The sequence below is a fragment of the Sphingobium sp. GW456-12-10-14-TSB1 genome, from assembly GCF_059424385.1.
Map to the genome: position 1 here is coordinate 965,790 of NZ_JBWKZI010000002.1, position 17,674 is coordinate 983,463.

At 61.7% G+C, this 17,674-nt stretch carries 14 protein-coding genes; 4 read left to right on the forward strand and 10 right to left on the reverse strand.

Features of this window, described 5'->3' with window-relative positions:
* Window positions 1–2: 2 nt before the first annotated feature.
* From qhpC to AC07X9_RS21640, 8 genes are all read right to left on the reverse strand, one after another.
* Window positions 3–362 carry a quinohemoprotein amine dehydrogenase subunit gamma gene (gene qhpC, locus AC07X9_RS21605; RefSeq protein ID WP_017181228.1) on the reverse strand — a complete coding sequence of 120 codons (360 nt, stop codon included), beginning with the start codon at window positions 360–362 and terminating at the stop codon, window positions 3–5.
* Window positions 359–1,813 (reverse strand): quinohemoprotein amine dehydrogenase maturation protein, encoded by a 1,455-nt coding sequence (gene peaB / locus AC07X9_RS21610; RefSeq protein WP_017181229.1) that lies wholly within the window; start codon window positions 1,811–1,813, stop codon window positions 359–361. The genes qhpC and peaB overlap by 4 nt, the downstream gene beginning before the upstream one ends.
* Window positions 1,810–3,540, reverse strand: coding sequence for a quinohemoprotein amine dehydrogenase subunit alpha (peaA, locus tag AC07X9_RS21615; RefSeq protein ID WP_019052327.1), 1,731 nt, complete (start codon window positions 3,538–3,540; stop codon window positions 1,810–1,812). Before peaA ends, peaB begins: the two co-directional genes overlap by 4 nt.
* Window positions 3,541–3,821: 281 nt before the next feature.
* Complete coding sequence (locus AC07X9_RS21620; RefSeq protein ID WP_017181231.1) at window positions 3,822–6,005, reverse strand: xanthine dehydrogenase family protein molybdopterin-binding subunit; 2,184 nt, start codon at window positions 6,003–6,005, stop codon at window positions 3,822–3,824.
* Window positions 6,002–6,454: a (2Fe-2S)-binding protein gene (locus AC07X9_RS21625; RefSeq protein WP_026002074.1), complete on the reverse strand. Its 453-nt coding sequence runs from the start codon at window positions 6,452–6,454 to the stop codon at window positions 6,002–6,004. Before AC07X9_RS21625 ends, AC07X9_RS21620 begins: the two co-directional genes overlap by 4 nt.
* Before the next feature lie 139 nt (window positions 6,455–6,593).
* Window positions 6,594–7,625, reverse strand: coding sequence for a ribosome small subunit-dependent GTPase A (rsgA, locus tag AC07X9_RS21630; RefSeq protein WP_017181233.1), 1,032 nt, complete (start codon window positions 7,623–7,625; stop codon window positions 6,594–6,596).
* A gap of 52 nt (window positions 7,626–7,677) precedes the next feature.
* Window positions 7,678–9,177, reverse strand: coding sequence for a UxaA family hydrolase (locus tag AC07X9_RS21635; RefSeq protein WP_017181234.1), 1,500 nt, complete (start codon window positions 9,175–9,177; stop codon window positions 7,678–7,680).
* Between the two features lie 67 nt (window positions 9,178–9,244).
* Window positions 9,245–10,027 (reverse strand): N-formylglutamate amidohydrolase, encoded by a 783-nt coding sequence (locus AC07X9_RS21640; protein WP_017181235.1) that lies wholly within the window; start codon window positions 10,025–10,027, stop codon window positions 9,245–9,247.
* A gap of 213 nt (window positions 10,028–10,240) precedes the next feature.
* Here AC07X9_RS21640 and AC07X9_RS21645 point away from each other — a divergent pair, with 213 nt between their 5' ends.
* From AC07X9_RS21645 to AC07X9_RS21660, 4 genes are all read left to right on the forward strand, one after another.
* A complete protein-coding gene (locus AC07X9_RS21645; protein ID WP_017181236.1) occupies window positions 10,241–11,068 on the forward strand; it encodes a transglutaminase-like domain-containing protein in 828 nt (275 codons plus the stop codon).
* Window positions 11,069–11,179: 111 nt separating this feature from the next.
* Window positions 11,180–11,632 carry a PA2169 family four-helix-bundle protein gene (locus tag AC07X9_RS21650; protein WP_017181237.1) on the forward strand — a complete coding sequence of 151 codons (453 nt, stop codon included), beginning with the start codon at window positions 11,180–11,182 and terminating at the stop codon, window positions 11,630–11,632.
* A gap of 207 nt (window positions 11,633–11,839) precedes the next feature.
* Window positions 11,840–12,988, forward strand: coding sequence for an extracellular catalytic domain type 1 short-chain-length polyhydroxyalkanoate depolymerase (locus tag AC07X9_RS21655; protein WP_019052326.1), 1,149 nt, complete (start codon window positions 11,840–11,842; stop codon window positions 12,986–12,988).
* A gap of 374 nt (window positions 12,989–13,362) precedes the next feature.
* Complete coding sequence (locus AC07X9_RS21660) at window positions 13,363–14,547, forward strand: FadR/GntR family transcriptional regulator (RefSeq protein WP_140159646.1); 1,185 nt, start codon at window positions 13,363–13,365, stop codon at window positions 14,545–14,547.
* 16 nt (window positions 14,548–14,563) lie between these two features.
* Here AC07X9_RS21660 and glpK read toward each other — a convergent pair whose 3' ends face one another.
* Together glpK and AC07X9_RS21670 are read right to left on the reverse strand one after the other, a co-directional pair.
* Window positions 14,564–16,057 (reverse strand): glycerol kinase GlpK, encoded by a 1,494-nt coding sequence (gene glpK, locus AC07X9_RS21665; protein WP_017181241.1) that lies wholly within the window; start codon window positions 16,055–16,057, stop codon window positions 14,564–14,566.
* Window positions 16,057–17,547, reverse strand: a complete 1,491-nt coding sequence (locus AC07X9_RS21670) for a glycerol-3-phosphate dehydrogenase (RefSeq protein WP_017181242.1) — start codon at window positions 17,545–17,547, stop codon at window positions 16,057–16,059. The genes glpK and AC07X9_RS21670 overlap by 1 nt, the downstream gene beginning before the upstream one ends.
* Window positions 17,548–17,674 lie beyond the last annotated feature (127 nt).

Consider the following 17,674-nt stretch of genomic DNA (forward strand, 5'->3'; position numbering starts at 1 on the left):
CCTCATGGGAAAACGAGATCGAGATTGCGCCAATCCTTGGTCGCGGTAGCGCAGTTACTGGCCCAGTCGGGCGAGTAGTTGACATGATCGGGCACCTGAACCGGCCAGAAACAGGTGACGTAGCAATCATAAATATCGCGCTCGACCGGCTGGCACAGCCCCGCCGTCCCGCCACTGGCATCGACTTCCCAGCCGGGAGAGAAGGAGAGCGAACAACCCATCGGCACATGCGGACGCGGCGTCTGCTGAAGGGCGACGACATCCTCCTCCATGTCCGCATCAGGGGAAGCGGCTGCCTCCATCTGCGTCACGGCCTCGTCGATCCGCTGCGCCTTTTTATTGATGGCGCGAAGATGCTTCATGACAACCCCTTTCTCTCGGCGAAGCGTTCCAGGAAGCCCGGATTACGCACCGACAACACGCCGTAGATACGCAGGCAGGTGTCGGTCCACTGGCGTATCCAGTCGCAATAATGGAGGTTGGCGTGGCCGGTATCGCCATAGCGGACAAATGCTTCATGATGGCATCCGCCCGCACATAGCGGGCGCGCCCAGCAACTCTGGCAGTCATATTTCGCCTGGACATGCCCCTTGGCCAGGAAATCTCCCTGCTTGACGCGGTCGATGCCGATGGAGACATGCCCCATGCTATGCGTGTCAGCGTCCGTGAAGCGATGGCAGGGCGACAGGTCGCCCGACGGACTGACCCCCATCAGGCCCAGCCCCGCGCCGCAGGGGTGCGATTTGTTGACGCCTGAAATCAGCTCGCTGATCGTTTCGCTAACATTGGTGAAGCCGTGCGACTCCCCGCGCAGGGCATATTCCAGCCACTCGTCCGCTAGGCTGTTGAACTGCGCCAGCACGCTATCCATGCCGTTGCCGTCCAGAGAATAGGCGCGCGTCTCCCCCGTCGTCACCGGCGCGAAGCCGACCTCGTGGAAGCCCAGATCATCCTTCAGATGGCGGAAGATGCGGACGACATCGGTCACACCTTCGGTCAGCGTCACCCGCGCGGTGATGGCCCGCGTCTTGTGATGCGCGATCAGCGTGCGCAGGCGCGGCTCGATCGCCGCATAGCTGCCCTTGCCATTCTTGAAGACGCGATGCTTGTCCTGCAATTCCGGCGGGCCGTCCATCGATACGGTCACGCCGATGCGATTGTCCGACAGGAAGGTGACAATCTCCGGCGTCAGCAGCGTTGCGTTGGTCGTGAGGCTGTAGGTGATGTCCTTGCCGGCTGCGTTCGTAGCTTCATTAGCGTAGGCCACAACATCGCGTAACAGTTTGAAATTCATCAAGGTCTCACCACCAAAAAAGGTGATGTGTACCGACTTGCGGCCGATCGCCTCCGCGATCAGCAGATCGACCGACGCCATCGCCGTTTCAAGCGTCATATATTTGGGTTTGCCCGCTGGCGTCGCGATCTTGTCCGCGCCGAATTCGTAGCAATAAGTGCAGGCCAGATTGCACTGATTGGTGACGTTCAGCACCAGCGCCTGCAACGGAAAGTCCGCCGGAGGAGCTTGTGGCGCCTCTGCAACCGGCATGGCGTGGCCCAGATGGATGAGCCGCGCCTGCCGCAATTCGCGCACCAGCCCATCGGCTTCTTCCGCCGTGCTGCCTTCGGCTACCAATTCGCGCACGAGCGCTGCGTGAGTAAGTTCCTGTCCATCAAGACGGTCCAGAACCACACGGACATGGGTGTCGATTTCGAAGATGGCGCCCGCGCTTACCAGATAGACGAACTCGCTGCCGCCTGCGGCAAAGCCGTGATATTCCGCCCGGCGATAGGTGGGTGCCTGCATCACGGTCATTGCGACACCTCCGGTTGATCCCATTTCTGATAGGCAGGCACGGCGACGACCATGTAGGACCGGGCGGTCAGCGGCTTGCCGAACTTGTCCTTTTCGGCCTTGGCCGTGGCGACGACCCAAATATCGCCATAATTATTGCGACCAAAGCGGCGGGCGGGGTTCGGCCCCTCGCTATTGGGGGTGAAGAGCGCCGCGGGACTGAGCGTGCCGACATATTTGGCGTCATCATCATAATAGACCGCCAGATATTCCTGGGTCGACCAGGTGACGTCGACCGGCCCTACCGCAATGTCATCCGCCGTCCCCTGCTTGCCGTCGATGCCATTTTCGAAGCCTATCGCCTCGAACTGGGCGTAGCCTTTAGGGAATTTGATCCCGCCCAATCGCGACAGGGCGGTTTCCGGTGTCACCTTGATATAATCAATCTTGCTGTAGACCGGGAAAGCCTGTTCCAGCACCGCGCCACCGACCGCGACATTGCGCTGTCCCGACGCCGCCCCGGCGGCAACGTCGGCCATCACCACCAGTTCCTGCGGACTGGCCGACAGTATTCTGGTCGCGGTCACGCCCATGCCCAGATCAATGTAGGCGGGCGTAAGCGAAGCGGGCAGATTGTGGCCGACGATGCGGAACTGCGCGCCCCTGGTCCCGGCCTTCACCGAACCGGGGATGACGGCCAGCACCGCTGGCGCAGCCGTTGCGCGGGTCAATTTCACGTCCAGCCCGAATTCCTGATAATCGCCCCAATACCAGCGCCCCACCGCACTTTGCTGGTCCGGCGCGAACCACATTGTTTCGCGCGCGGCGCTACCCAGATCATCGGGCCTGCCAGCGACGGCCGCGCCTTTTGACGATCCGCGCCAACTATAACCGGCGTAAACGATGCCTGCCCCGCTGCGGTTCACCGACGCTCCATTGTTGAGCGAGCGCAGCACACTGCTGGTCAGGAATTCGTCCGCTGCCTTGCCGGGCTTGATACTGAAGCTGCCCACGAAACGCCCCTGCCCCGGCGCCGATGCCACGACCAGCCATTCGCCCACCAGACGCGGCACGCTCTGGCGCGATTGCCATGCGGCCCATTCGGGCGTGTGCAGCGGCGCGGCCTTCGCCAAATAGCCAAGCGCATATTCGCCGCGCAGCATCTTGTCCTTGGGATCGCGGCCCGCCGGTTGCTCGCTATCCTCGGCCGGGCGTCGATATTGAGCGTCCGCCTGCGAATACATGGCGACATGCAGATCCTGTAACTGCTTCCATTCCAGCTTCGACCGCCGCCAAGACAGGGGCTGGGCAAAGCTATGGCAGGCAGCGCACGCCCCGCGCATGGTTTCGTTCGGGATATTGGTCTCGTCGATCATCCGCTTTTCGGCCAGATACATGACCGGCAGCGCCTCTTGCGGGGCCAGGCCATGCGACGAGGAAAGGGATTTGACGATAGCGCGCGATTCTTCGGGCGTGATCGCCAGGCCATTCAACCGGACCATACGCTTGATCGCCTGCGACCAACCTTCAGGCGTGGTGCGGACCCAGCTGATCCGCGACAAATTCCCCTTGGCATCGGGCGCGTGGCAGGTGCCGCATTTTTCCTTGACCAGCGCGTCTGCGACCGGGATCCCCGGATCGCTTTCTTTCATAAGCGCGCCATCCGGCCCGCCATCGGCCTGCGCGAACAGGATTGACGTAGAAAACAGCGCCAGCAACCCGAATTTCGAGACCGTTACCCGCTTCACCCCGTTTCCCCCACAAGCACCATAAGATGCGCGAAACCCAAGCTCAGGCAGACGCACATCGTGCGCTATCGTTTCGGAAACGTATGGCGTTGTGTAAATCCGCCATAGGAAACTGGACAGCTATCAAGATTTTTTCAAACGGGCTGATCGGCCTCTTCCGACCCCCAATCGCAACACTTGCGCGAAGGGGTGCCACGCCGATCCCGGCATGAAAGCATCCTGAAATGGCCGCCCGGAATCAGCCGCGCCAAAACCCATCGCGCTACCCGACCGGGTTGTTTTCAGACCAGCATCTCGGCCGTCACCGGAAGTGATCTGATGCGTTTGCCGGTCGCGGCGTGGATGGCATTGATCAGCGCGGGAATGACTGGAGGCAGCGCGGGTTCGCCCAGGCCCGTGGGAGGGTAATCGGTCTTGACGAATTCGACATGGATGGTTGGCGTGTCGGGAATGCGTTGAAGCGGGTGGGTATCGAAATTGGCCTGCTCGATCGCTCCGGCGACCTGGGTGATGGCCTGCCCGGCGAGCGCCTGCCCCAGCCCTTCGATCACCGACCCCTGCACCTGATGCAGCGCATTGATGGGGTTGATGATATGGCCGCCGACATCGCCTGCAACCCAGACCGTCCTGACCTTCGGCACGCCATCGGCAACGGCTACCTCCACCACTTCGGCGAAATAGCCGGCATGGCTGTAATAAAAGGCAAAGCCCTTGCCCTGCCCCTTGGGCAACGCTGTGCGGTTCGCCCAGTCGCCCATGGCCAGCGCTTTTTCGATCACGCCCCTGGCGCGCGCGGTGACGAAGGGCGGGCGATTGGCTCCCTGACTGACCTGCGCAGTCTTGGACAGGAGTTCGAGCATCAGCGTAGGCAGATCCTTGCCCGCCGCCGCCGCGATCTCATCCATGAAAGCCTGATAGACGAAGGCCAGCGCATTGGAGCCGGGGGCGCGCAGCCAGCCGGTCGGCATGTTGGTGGACAGGAAACTTTGCTCGAACAGCACATGGTCGATCAGACCCGCAGGCAACTCACCGGGTGACAGTTCGGCCGACCGCACGGGCTTGCCGTCCTTGCCAAAGGTGATGAAATGATCGTGGAAGGCAGTCAGCGCCCCATCCTTGTTGAGCGCGGCACGGAAGCCGTGCCAGCCTGCCGGGCGATAGAAATCGCGGCCCATGTCGTCAGCGCGGGTGAAGAGCAGTTTGACTGGTACGCCCGGCACTTGCGCGGCGATGCGCGCCGCCTGCACCATATAGTCGTTCATCAGCCGCCGCCCGAAACCGCCGCCGATGCGGGAGAAATTGATGCGGATCTTCTCCGGCGGCAGGCCCAGCGCCTGTGCGACCAGTCCGCGCCCGCTCTCCGGATTCTGGGTCGGCGCCCAGATTTCGATGGCGCCATCCTTGAACAGGGCCGTGCAATTTTGCGGTTCCAGCGTGGCATGGGCGAGAAAGGGGTAGCTATAGTCTGCGGTCACGACCTTGTCCGCCGACGCGAAGGCGCCATCGACATCGCCAGTGCGGACGATATTGCCGTCCGCCTTGCCCTTCGCACGGGTCGCGGCCTGCGCGGCATAGCCCTGGGTCGAAAAGCCGGTGACCGCGCTGTCGTCCCACTCGACTTTCAGCGTCTCGCGCGCCTGATTGGCGGTCCACCAGCTTTTGGCGAGGATCGCGACACCATCATAGCCGGATTCAGGGGTGCCATCGCCCTTGATCGTCAGCACATGGGCAATGCCGGGCAGCGCGCGCACGGCGTCCAGATTGGCCGATTTGAACGTGCCGCCAAATGCCGGGCAGGTTTCCAGCACAGCATGGAGCATGCCCGGCAGCTTGACATCGATGCCGAACAGCGGCCTGCCCGCGACGATGGCAGGCGTGTCGACACCGCCGACCGACTGCCCGATGATATGGAAATTTGCCGGGTCTTTCAGTTTGAGCGTCGCGGGATCGGGGGCTGGCAGCTTCGCCGCTGCGCCTGCCAGTGTGGCGTACGGGATCGACTTGCCGGTTTTGGGGTCGGTCACCTTGCCGCTGCCGGTCGTCAGCATCTCTGCCGCAACGCCCCATTGCGCTGCTGCAGCGGCGACCAGCATCGCGCGCGCCGCCGCTCCAGCCTGCCGCATGGGCAGCCATTCACGCGGGGTCGTCCGGCTGCCGCCTGCGCTCTGCCCGCCGAAAATCTTGGCGTCGGCATGGGTTTGTTCGATGCTGACCTGCGCCCAGTCGACGTCCAGTTCCTCCGCGATGAGCATCGGCAGCATCGTCTTGGCGCCTTGGCCGATTTCAGCATTTTTCGCGCCGATGATGACGCGATTGTCCGGCAGGATGCGGATGAAGGCGTTGATGATGACCGGCGTGCCGTCCGCCGCCTTCGCGATCGGCACGGCAAGATCGAACAGCAATCCGCCGCCCGCGATCAGTGACGCGGAAATGAACCCGCGGCGGGAGAGTGTCGCGCGGCTCATGCCGCGGCCGCCTTGATCGCGGCGCGGATGCGGACATAGGTGGAGCAGCGGCACAGATTGCCGATCATCGCGGCGTCAATATCCTCGTCGGTGGGCTTGGGCGTCTGGCTGAGCAGCGCGGTTGCGCTCATAATCTGCCCGGCCTGGCAATAGCCGCATTGAGGGACGTCCTGGGCGATCCAGCTGGCGGCAATGCGCTTGCCAACGTCAGTGGCTGCCGCACCCTCGATCGTGGTGACCGCTGCGCCCTTCACATCGCCCAGCAGGGTCTGGCACGACCGCACCGCCTGTCCGTCGACATGAACAGTACAAGCGCCGCAAAGCCCGGCGCCGCAGCCGAATTTGGTGCCGACCAGGTCAAGATCCTCGCGCAACACCCATAGCAACGGCTTGGCCGGATCACCCTCCACCTGCCGCTTCTTGCCATTTACCGTCAGACTGATCGCCATGCCGCCCACCTTTGACTGTGTCGCGCGCATTAGATGCTGATCTGCAGCGATCTGTCCAGTCGGTTCAGCGCTGGGGCGGTGCGCCCTGCGCTTCGTCGATCATCCGTTGGACGGGCATGAACCGCGCAACCGGCACAACCTATTTTCGCCTGGCCGCCGCCGCTGCAAGACGGTCAAGCGCGCGGCGTTCTGCCGGGCTGGCGCTATTATAGGCTTCCTCCGCAACCAGGGCACGCCAGCGATCCAGGCGGGTGGGCGTGAATACGCCATTTGCGATCGCCATTTGGACCGCGCAACCCGGTTCGCTGTTGTGGGCGCAGTCCGAAAAGCGGCACTGCTCGGCGGCCTCGACAATGTCGGCGAACACAGCGGCAAGGCCCGACGCCACATCGGTAAGCTGCAATTCGCGCATCCCCGGCGTGTCGAGCAGCCAGCCGCCATGGTCCAGCCGATGCATTTCCCGCACTGTCGTGGTGTGCCGTCCGGTGTCGTCGGCTGTGCGGATGGCCTGGGTCGCGATAGTATCAGAGCCGCGCAATGTGTTGACCAGCGTGGATTTGCCGACGCCGGACGATCCGACAAGCGCGACCGTTTGACCCATGCCACACCAGCGCGACAGGCGGGCGGCGCTGGCGGGGTCTTTGCCATTGATGCTTTCCACCTCCAATCCCGGCTGCAAATCGCGCGCCGCCGCTGCGAAAGCCTCTGGCTTGTCGGTCAGATCGGTCTTGGTCAGGACGATTACGGGATGAACCCCTACGTCGCGCGCCAGGATCAGATAACGCTCCAGCCGGGGAATGCTGAAATCCTGATTGCAGGAGGCGACGATGAACAGCGTATCGACATTGGCAGCGATCAACTGCGTTTTCTGGTCACCACCCGGCGCGCGCCGTTTGAACAGGTTGGCGCGCTGCAAGATATGCGTGATCTGGCAAGTGGCGCTGTCGACAAGCACCCAGTCGCCGACAGTGGGATGATCCTCCGCCGCCAAGCCGTCGCCAAAGCCGGGCTGAATGTCTAGAGCCCCACCCTCGCCAGCGACCACGATCTTACCGCGATGCACGGCCATAACGCGAAACGGCCTGGACCCGCTATCGCCCAATTCTGACATTTGCGCGCTGAAAAACGGGCGCCAGCCAAGTTCGTCCAGGGTCTTATCAACGGAGTCCATAATTGCTGCATGCCGCTCAAATGGCGGTTTGTATAGGGACGCCTTGCCGCTGTTACAGAGTGACGCCGCGTTTCCAGATACCGATCGAACGCTCATCATTACGTTCGTTGCACGCCGGTTCGCCGCTGGCGACCGCGATGATACGATCCAGCAACGCGCTAGCCGCTGCGTCCATGCCATTGGTCAGGACCATACCTGCGTCAAAGTCGATCCAGCCTGGTTTGGCCGCCGCAAGGGCAGAGTTGGAGGCGATCTTCATCGTTGGCACTGGGCTGCCGAGCGGCGTGCCGCGGCCAGTGGAAAATAGCGTCAGTGTCACCCCCGCCGCTGCCAATGCTGTCGTCGATACAGCATCGTTGCCCGGTGCCTCCAATATAGTCAGGCCTGTCCGGGTCGCGATATGGCCATAATCAATGACATCGACGACGTTCGAGAGCCCACCCTTCTGCACCGCGCCGAGCGATTTTTCCTCCAGCGTGGTGATGCCGCCTGCAATATTGCCTGGACTGGGATTTTCCGACACCGGTTCACCATGGTCCAGGAAATAGCGTTTGAACCGGTTGACCACCCGGGTCAGCCGATGGAACACAGCCTCATTTTCCGCGCGCACGAGCAGCAATTGTTCGGCCCCGAACATCTCGGGAATTTCGGTCAGGACCGCGGTGCCGCCTGCCTGCGTGACCGCATCGGCCATCCGGCCGATCAGGGGGTTAGCGGTCAGGCCGCTCATGGCGTCGGAACCGCCGCATTTGACCCCCAGCCGCAGCGCCGACAATGGTACGGGCTTGCGCACATCCTGCGCCATCCGTTCAGCCAGCGCCTCCAGTGCCGCCTTGCCCGCGGCAAATTCATCCTGCTCGCTTTGCGCCCTTACCGTGCGTATCCGTGCGCGCATTTCCCGCGGAATCCGGGTCAATATCAGGTCGAGTTGATTGGATTCGCAACCGAGCCCTAAAATCAGCACTCCGCCAGCATTGGGATTTTGTGCCAGTGCGGCCAGGATCGCGCTCGTGCCTTCCAGATCATGCCCCAATTGCGAACAGCCAAAAGGATGGTTGAATGCATGAACGCCATCGACATGATCGCTAACCAGCCCATCACCCCAGCGCGCCAGTCGTTCGCCCAGGCGTCCGACACAGCCCACCGAGGGTAAAATCCATATTTCGTTGCGGATGCCGACACTGCCGTCCTGCCGCACATAGCCCATGAAACCGGGCTGCGTATCAACCGGCCTTTCGACCGTCTCAACAGGCTTGGCCACATAATGATAGGCCAGTTCGCCGCGCAGCGCGGTTTTCACATTGTGGCTATGCACATGTTGGCCAACGCCGATATCCCGTGTCGCCACCCCGATCGGGGCACGATAGCGGCGGACGGCGCTTCCGGCAGTTATGTCATGGACCGCAAATTTGTGGCCCGGTGCAATCGCGTCGACAAGGGTGACTTGGCAGTCAGCCAAGACGACCACCTGCCCTGGCACGAGCGGCGTCAACGCAACGGCTACATCATCGTCCGAGGCGACTTGCAGCGCCATGATTTCTGGGTCGGGCATGGGTTGTGCCTAAATCGTTGCCAGCGCTAGCACAAGTGCAATTGACGGTGAGTATCATGCCGGGACACTATTCGCTGATACGCAGTAAAGCTGCTTCTGCGGCGCGGCGCAGATGGTCGGCCCAGATGCGTTGTCCTTCGCTGTGGCCAATCAAATCCTGCCGCACTTCTATTTCCGCATAGGAAAGGTCGCGGGCAAACGCATGGAATGGCACGGTAAAGTCGGTCGCGTCCATGGCATAGGGGACATTGTCTCCCACCGCCAGGACGCCGTCATCCCGTAACGTAGCCAGCATGGCATGGGCAAAATCGGTGCGGCCACGCCAATGCAGCACACCCACATCCCATGGTCGGGCGATCCCGTCCATGACCGGCGTGAAGCTGTGCAGCGACAGCAGGATGGTGTCGCGCCCGGACGCGCATCGCGCCGCAATCATGTCGCTGATCGCCCGATGATAGGGTGCGTGGATCGCCGCCACCCGCGCGGCGCGGGCCGTCGCGTCCAGCGCTTCATTGCCATTGATACGGCTCCCGTCGGAAACTGCCGGGATCGCATCGTCGCGCACGGGATCGCGATTGCAATCGATGACGAGGCGCGAATAAGTCTGGTACAGAAAGGCCGCATCGAGCCGTTCGGCCAGTCTATGCCCCAGTTCATGAACGCCAATATCGATGGCAATGTGACGCCGCCGGTCGGCAGCGCTCAGGCCAAGGTCGCCCAATGCAGCCGGAATGGCCGCTCCTGCATGATCACCTATCAGCAGGAACGGGGAAGCGCCTGCTGCGTTGAATAGCCCGAACGGTGCCGGATCGTTCAGACCCAACAATGCACCCGTCCCGTCTCCGGCCATCAGGATATTTCCCCATGCCCAAGCCGACGACCCTTTTTGTTATCCGTCATAGCGGTCGGCACCGGGGTTTCCTGCATAGTCATACCACCCTGATGCGCTTGCCGGAGCCATTTGGCCAGCGCCCCGGTCTGCACTGATCCCCGGCCCGCGTCGCCCTGCCCCAAACAATGCCATTAACGGCCGCTCCGTCGGCACCTCAGGAAAGTCCCGTCCATGCTGATCCGTTGCGGATATGACATCAGATTTGAAACACAGAATAAGACAGCGATCATGGCGCTGCTCAGCCTGCATCCTTCCCGGCATCTCGACCTGCGCACGCCCCAGCGGTTGCTGGCCGACCCGGATGTACCGCTCTATCATTTTGAAGACGGGTTTGGAAATGTCGCCACGCGCCTCACCATTCCCGCGGGCGGCGTCACCCTGTCATGCGATTTCGTGATCGAGGATAGCGGTTTGGTGGACGTTCCCGCCCCCGACGGTCCGCACACGCCGGTCGAAGAATTGCCCGATGCCGTGATGCCCTTCCTGCTGGGCAGTCGCTATTGCGAGACGGACCGGTTGATGGCGTTCGCCTGGGGCAATTTCGCGCATTATACGACGGCCAAGGCACGGGTCGATGCGATCGTCGATTTCGTCCACAACCATATAGAATTTGGCTATCATCATGCCCGCTCGGACATGACCGCGTGGCACGCCTTTCAGGAACAGCGGGGCGTGTGCCGGGATTTTGCGCATCTAGCCGTTACCCTGTGCCGCTGCATGAATATCCCCGCGCGTTACTGCACCGGTTATCTGGGCGACATAGGCGTCCCGCCAGTCGACGCACCTATGGACTTCAGCGCCTGGTTCGACGTCTATATCGACGGCAACTGGTACACACGCGACGCCCGCCACAACCAGCCACGCATAGGCCGCATCCTGATGGCGCGCGGACGCGACGCTACCGATGTGGCGCTCACTACGGCATTCGGCCCGACCAATCTCGTCCGGTTCGACGTCCATACTGACGAGGTGCAATCGGCCGGCGAAAAATCATACTGATAGAGGTTAAGCCGGGCATAATCGATGCGACTTTCCGGAGGGATCGTCGTTGATGGACCAAGCAGTCGCCCGACGCCGGGGTGACTGCCACCCCCACAGGAGGAAATCCCCATGTCCGACAACAGCCACGATATTTCGACCCTCAACAGCCTGATCGCGACGACGATCGACAGCGCCGATGGCTATACCGAAGCCGCCAAGGACAGCGAGAACAGCCGCTTCACTGCCCTGTTCACCAGCCGTGCTGGCGAACGGCGCGCCATTGCCACTCGCTTGCAGCAGCAGGTCGCAGCGCTCGGCGGCAACCCGGAAGATGACGGCACTCTGCTGGCAGGCGCCCATCGCATGTTCCTTAACCTCAAGTCGGTCGTGACGGGCAATGATGACAAGGCGATCATCAACGAAGTCGAAGCTGGCGAAGATCATATCAAAGCCAAGTTCGAGGATGCGCTGGAAGACAGAAAGCTGAGCCCAGCCGTACGCGACCTGGTCGAAACCAGCTATATGTCGGTCAAGGCCGGCCATGATGAGATGCGCGACATCAAACATTCGATGCAGCATTGATGCTGGGGCGGCGGGGGCAACCTCGCCGCCTTTTTCGTTACCGGAGACCTGGACCGGGACAATGTCCGCCCGTCAGCGGGCGAACCTGAAAATTTTGAACTTTGACCTTGCCGTAGCGATGTCGATCGCCATATTGTGCAGTGCAGCATAATCCGCCGCCGATTATCATGGCCAGCTTGGCCACTCTTCAAGGCCGGAGGTCATTTCATGAGAAAATTGTCCGCGAATATCGCCCAGTTGGTGGCCATGCGCGCCGCCGCAGGTCCGACAATGGAGGCAAACCAGCCGAGCCGATTGCAGGAGGTTGAATCCTTTGGCACCAATCCCGGCGCATTGAAGGCGAAATGCTACGTCCCCGCGCAAGTCGCTCAAAAGCCGGCACTGGTCGTCGTCCTGCATGGCTGCACCCAGACTGCGGACGGCTATGATCATGGTGCTGGATGGTCACAGCTTGCCGATGATCATGGCTTCATCCTGCTATTTCCAGAACAGCAGCGCTCCAACAATCCCAATCTCTGCTTCAACTGGTTTTCCCGCGCGGATAATGTCCGCGACCGTGGCGAAACATTGTCGATCCGCCAGATGATCGGAACCATGATCGACGCCCATGGGATCGACACATCGCGCATATTCATCACTGGCCTGTCAGCTGGGGGCGCGATGACCTCGATATTGCTGGCGAGCTATCCGGAATTATTCGCTGGGGGCGCGATCATAGCCGGGCTGCCCTTTGGCGCGGCCTCCAATGTTCAGCAGGCGCTGGAAGCGATGCGCGCGCCTGACACGCTCTCTGGCGACCAGCTTGGTGATCGCGTACGAAGCGCATCCGATCACGCCGGTCCCTGGCCGCGCATTGCGATCTGGCATGGCGCGGCTGACCAAACCGTCAAGAGCAGCAATGCCGACGCAATCCTGGCCCAATGGCTCTCGGTCCACGAACTGGACGAAGCGCCGAACTCGACTGAGGATATTTCCGGTCATCGCTATCGCATCTGGCACGACGCAAAGGGTCGCGCTCTGATCGAGGATTATCGCATCACGGGTATGGGCCATGGCACGCCGCTTGCCACCACCGGCAATGACGCATGCGGAACACCGATGCCGCACATGCTGGAAGCCGGTATCTCCTCCACACGACGGATCGCGGCGTCATGGGGCCTTCTGAACGATCAAAAGGTCGTACAACGCCCCAAACCAATGGATCGAGCGACAGTAGAAACGCCAAATTCACTTTCGACGGCCAAAACAGGACTTGAAACCCTATCGTCGGTCAAACCGGCACGAGCCGCCGCGAATAAGGGCAGCGTTCAGAAGATTATCGAGGATGCGCTGCGGTCGGCAGGTTTGATGCGCTAGGGTCAACAACACAACAGACAGCTGTAAAAGCTCTGGTGGGTGATCTGCTTAGCGTGTGATTGAGATGTTTTTCGGGACAATAGGCAGTGAGGCTGGTTTTGCCAGCGGAACTGCGTAATCCACGAGCTGTATCCATCGCCCGCCAAGGCAATATCTACCCCTTTTCGTGCCGCATGTTGCGGTTCAGCCAGATTGCGCGTTGCGCTGAACTTCAGTTTGATCACACCTGGTTGAGAACTGCGCCCACCTGCCTATTCAAGCCGCGCGGGCCAGTTCTTTGTCCGATTTTTGTGGCCTTGCCCTGCGTATGAACTTAAACATTCAACGCAGCTCATATCAGAAAATGTTCTGGATGCTGATCGGCAAGGTTGGGGATGGAGAGCGATCTGACCGTTTCGTCATTGCCCGACACAATGACAGGGCCGGGATTTGACAACCCGCAGCGCGCCAGAGCGCGAGAGTTGTTCAGGCGGGTGATCAACGAACATGCCGATACGCTTTCCAACTCTTCGTCGATCGCAGACAGAGTTGAGCAATGGATTTGCAACGCTCCCCTGCCGCATCGACCCATTACCGAAAGCGTCCTTTCAAAGGAATTTGGTGTTGGTCGCAGGATTGTGCGGCAGACCAGTCGCATATTGCAGCAACGCGGTGTCCTTGCTCCGCGCCGCGGTGGGAACGGCCTGGGCGGGCTTTGGGTCACAGCGCCGAGTTTGGGGGAAACGGTTGCAAAGGCTGCCGACGAACTGCGCCTTGATCAGGCCCATAATGTCCTGAACGAAGCAGCGCATTGGCTTGCTCCATCACTGGCCAGCCGGAACGATGCCCTTTCCGAGATGGTGCGTTCGTTACTGCGCTTTCAGGGGGTTAGGGATGCAATGCCGGCGCCCGACCGGAGCGACAATCTTGCCGAATGGCTTGCCAATCTTCTGCTTGGAAGAATTTCCGTATCGCAGGACCGGGACATTTTCCTGGGATCACTTTCCGACATCAGCAGCGACTATGGCGTAAGCCTTGAGGTGGCGGTCGAAGCTGTACGTATACTTGCCGATGCCCGGATCGTGAAGGTCCGCCGCGGCAGAGCGGGAGGCGTTTTTGCCAGCGCGTCGGGAACAGGATGCGCGCTGCATGTCGCCAATGCGTATTTAGCCACACAGCGTGTTTCCACTGCCGATTGCCGGGAGGTGCTTGACCAGATCAATACCGGCATGATCGAACTTGCGCGGCAAAGGCGCACATTGGAGGGGCTGAACCGTATCCGGTACGCGTTCGTTCAGATGCAGCAGGCCAACAATGGTACCGCCCTTGGCACAGCCTGGTACAGCTTCATTCGGGAAATTGCCGACATTGCAGCCAATCCCCTGATGCATTTCATGGCCAGGGCGCTCGCGTCTTCCATTCTAATGCGCCGGACTCGCAGCGCCGCACTGCCCGACGACGCTGCGCGCGAACTATTGTCGGCAAGCGTCCAGATTCTGGATCATCTGGACGATGCCTGTCAGGCCCCGATCGTAGCGGCACAATCTCGCTGCCAGAAGGCGCTGGAGAATTATTGGTAGGACCGCCGGACCCTGCTCATTCCACGTTCGTACGGTGCCTGGTCCTGGCCACCGCGTCACGCCACCCCGCAATCAGCCGCGCGCGTTCGGCGGCTGCCAGCGCGGGTTCGAACACCGCATCCCTGTTTGACGAAGATGGCGTGTCGGCCAGCGACGGCCAAATTCCGGCGGCTGTGCCAGCAAGAAAGGCCGCGCCAAGCGCTGTGGATTCGACATTGTCCGGGCGCCGGACCGGCGTTGCCAGCACATCGGCCAGAAACTGGCAGAGCCATGCGTTATGCGCCATGCCGCCATCGATCCGGATCAGATCGGCACAAAGCCCGGTATCTTCGCGCATCGTGTCGATCAGTTCTTCGCTTTGATACGCGACCGCCTCCAGCATCGCTCTGGCCACATGCGCCGCGCCCGTGCCCAAAGTCATGCCGCACAGGACAGCGCGGGCCTGCGAGTCCCAGTGCGGCGTACCCAACCCCGCGAACGCAGGGACAAGATAGACCCCGCCATTATCCGGAATAGTGCGGGCAAGTGTTTCGGTTTCAGCGGCCGAGGCGATGATGCCGAGCCGGTCGCGCAGCCATTGCACGCCCGCCCCTGCCACGAATATGGACCCTTCCAGCGCATAGCAGGTCTGCCCCCCGACACGGTAGGCGACGGTAGAAAGGAGCCGATGACGCGATCGGCTGATCGTGTCGCCAGTGTGCATCAGGCCAAAGGCGCCGGTGCCATAAGTGATCTTGACCTGACCGGCTTTCAGACATCCCTGCCCGATCAGCGCGGCCTGCTGGTCGCCGGCCATGCCCGTAATCGGCAACGCCCGTCCTAGGACAGCTGCGTCGACGGTACCGAACAGGGCGTCATTGTCCATCACTTGTGGCAGCATAGTGCGGGATATGCCGAACAACGCGCAAAGTTCGTCCGACCAATCCATCCGCTCAATATCGAAGAGCAGGGTGCGCGCGGCGTTGCTGGGATCGGTTGCGTGAACGCGGCCATCCGTCAGCCGCCACAACAAATAGGTGTCGATCGTCCCGAAGGCCAATTTGCCCGCCTCTGCGTCGCCCCGCAAACCCGGCATGGTATCGAGAAGCCAGGCCAGTTTGCTGGCCGAGAAGTAGGAATCAAGCAGAAGGCCGCTGCGCGCCGATACTTCCGTTTCCACGCCTTCCCCGATCAGGCGTTCGCATAAAGCCGCGCCACGCCGGTCCTGCCAGACGATCGCGGGATGAACGGCCCTGCCGGTCTCCCGGTCCCACACCACAAAGGTTTCCCGCTGGTTGGTGATCCCGATGGCGACAACGTCAATTCCAGCTTCTGTGGCCTGCGAAAGAGCCTGCCGCGCGGTTGCCACCACATCGCGCCAGATCGTCTCCGGATCATGCTCCACCCAGCCGGTCCGGGGATAGGATTGGTGCAATTCGACCTGCGCTCGCGCTACAATTGCGCCATCTTGGCCCACAATCAGCGCGCGGGTCGACGTCGTGCCCTGATCGATTGCCAGCACCGCCTTCATCATGACGCTCCCATTTTGGTGCCCAGGTAGGATTCCAGGCTTGCCACCTGCACGGCGGAAAGATGCAGGCCCAGCTTGCTGCGCCGCCAGAGTATGTCGTCAGCCTTTCGCGCCCATTCCTGCGCGATCAGATAATCGACCTCGCATGCGGTCAGGCCATGGCCAAAGTGAACGCCGCAATCCTGCAAACCCTGCGCGCCGCCCAGCACGAGCCAGGCGCGCCTGCCATAAGAGGCGATGAGCCGCTCCGCCCAGCCGCGCTGGAGGAAGGGATAGTGCGCGATGAGTTCCTCCACCAGCTTGGCAGCCCCGTCCATCGGGAAGTCGCCGCCGGGAAGGGCCACGCTGTCGGTCCAGCCGGGGCCTGCCAGTTCCGGTATCCGACTGGCCAGGAGGTCGATCGCCGACTGCGCGAGATGGCGGTAGGTGGTAAGCTTGCCACCGAACACGCTGAGCAAAGGCGCGCCCTCGATCGCCTCCGACAGATCGAGCCGATAACCGCGCGTCGCCGCTTCCGGCCGGCCCGATCCGTCATCGATCAGCGGGCGAACACCAGCAAAGCTCCACACTATGTCGGCGGGCGTGATCTGCTTGCGGAAATAGCCGTTCGCGCCCTCGCAGAGATAGGCGATCTCGGCGGCATCGGGCCTGATGTCGGTCAGTGAACCGCTGTGGTCGGCATCGGTCGTGCCGATCATGGTGAAGTCCTGCTCGTAGGGAATGGCAAAGAAGATGCGTCCGTCGGGGAGCTGGAAGAAATAGGAAAAATCATGGTCGAACAAGCGGGATACGACGATGTGCGAACCGCGGACCAGCCGCATGCGCTGGCTGCCACGCTGGCCGGCGAGGTCAAGCACGTCAAGCACAGCCGGCCCGCCGGCGTTGACCACGGCGCGCGCCGCATATTGCGTGCCATTGCCTGCGCGGATGCGCCAGACGCCCTGCGCCCGCTCAAGACCGGCAACAGGCGTATGCGGCAGGACGGTTGCCCCTCGATCAGCCGCATCGCGCAGGTTAAGCACGACCATGCGGGCATCGTCGACCCAGCAATCCGAATAGGCAAAGGCGGTGCGGAAACCATGTTTCAGCGGCTTTCCAGCCTCATGTGTCCGCAGGTCAAGCGTACTGGTCGGCGGCAGCTTTCGGCGGCCGCCAATATGGTCGTAAAGGAACAGACCAAGCCTTAGCAGCCATCGCGGGCGCAGGCCCGAACGGTGCGGCAAAACGAAGCGCATCGGTCGAACCGCGTGCGGGGCGATCTTCCACAGGCGCTCTCGCTCCGCCAGCGATTCCCGTACCAGCGCAAATTCGAAATGCTCAAGATAGCGCAGACCGCCATGAATGAGCTTGGTCGATGCCGAAGAGGTACCGCGGGCTATATCCCCTGCCTCCATGACAAGGACGCTCAGGCCTCGGCCCGCGGCATCGCGCGCGATCCCCGCGCCATTGATGCCAGCGCCAATGACCAGAATATCGTATATCGCAGGCATGCCGTGCGGAGGGTTGGCTGGGGGCATTTCCGGGTCTGTCGCTGAATCTGGCATCAAATCATGTCCCGAACGTCCAGAAAGGGCGGCGTTGCAAGGCTGCCGCGCGGTACAGGGCATGGCTCCTGAT

Bases quoted from the DNA above. Each gene is read 5' to 3' on its own strand.
- qhpC (WP_017181228.1), bottom strand. From the start codon at position 362: ATGAAGCATCTTCGCGCCATCAATAAAAAGGCGCAGCGGATCGACGAG.
- peaB (WP_017181229.1), bottom strand. From the start codon at position 1,813: ATGACCGTGATGCAGGCACCCACCTATCGCCGGGCGGAATATCACGGC.
- AC07X9_RS21620 (WP_017181231.1), bottom strand. From the start codon at position 6,005: ATGAGCCGCGCGACACTCTCCCGCCGCGGGTTCATTTCCGCGTCACTG.
- AC07X9_RS21625 (WP_026002074.1), bottom strand. From the start codon at position 6,454: ATGGCGATCAGTCTGACGGTAAATGGCAAGAAGCGGCAGGTGGAGGGT.
- rsgA (WP_017181233.1), bottom strand. From the start codon at position 7,625: ATGGACTCCGTTGATAAGACCCTGGACGAACTTGGCTGGCGCCCGTTT.
- AC07X9_RS21635 (WP_017181234.1), bottom strand. From the start codon at position 9,177: ATGCCCGACCCAGAAATCATGGCGCTGCAAGTCGCCTCGGACGATGAT.
- AC07X9_RS21640 (WP_017181235.1), bottom strand. From the start codon at position 10,027: ATGGCCGGAGACGGGACGGGTGCATTGTTGGGTCTGAACGATCCGGCA.
- AC07X9_RS21645 (WP_017181236.1), top strand. From the start codon at position 10,241: ATGCTGATCCGTTGCGGATATGACATCAGATTTGAAACACAGAATAAG.
- AC07X9_RS21650 (WP_017181237.1), top strand. From the start codon at position 11,180: ATGTCCGACAACAGCCACGATATTTCGACCCTCAACAGCCTGATCGCG.
- AC07X9_RS21655 (WP_019052326.1), top strand. From the start codon at position 11,840: ATGAGAAAATTGTCCGCGAATATCGCCCAGTTGGTGGCCATGCGCGCC.
- AC07X9_RS21660 (WP_140159646.1), top strand. From the start codon at position 13,363: ATGGAGAGCGATCTGACCGTTTCGTCATTGCCCGACACAATGACAGGG.
- glpK (WP_017181241.1), bottom strand. From the start codon at position 16,057: ATGAAGGCGGTGCTGGCAATCGATCAGGGCACGACGTCGACCCGCGCG.
- AC07X9_RS21670 (WP_017181242.1), bottom strand. From the start codon at position 17,547: ATGCCTGCGATATACGATATTCTGGTCATTGGCGCTGGCATCAATGGC.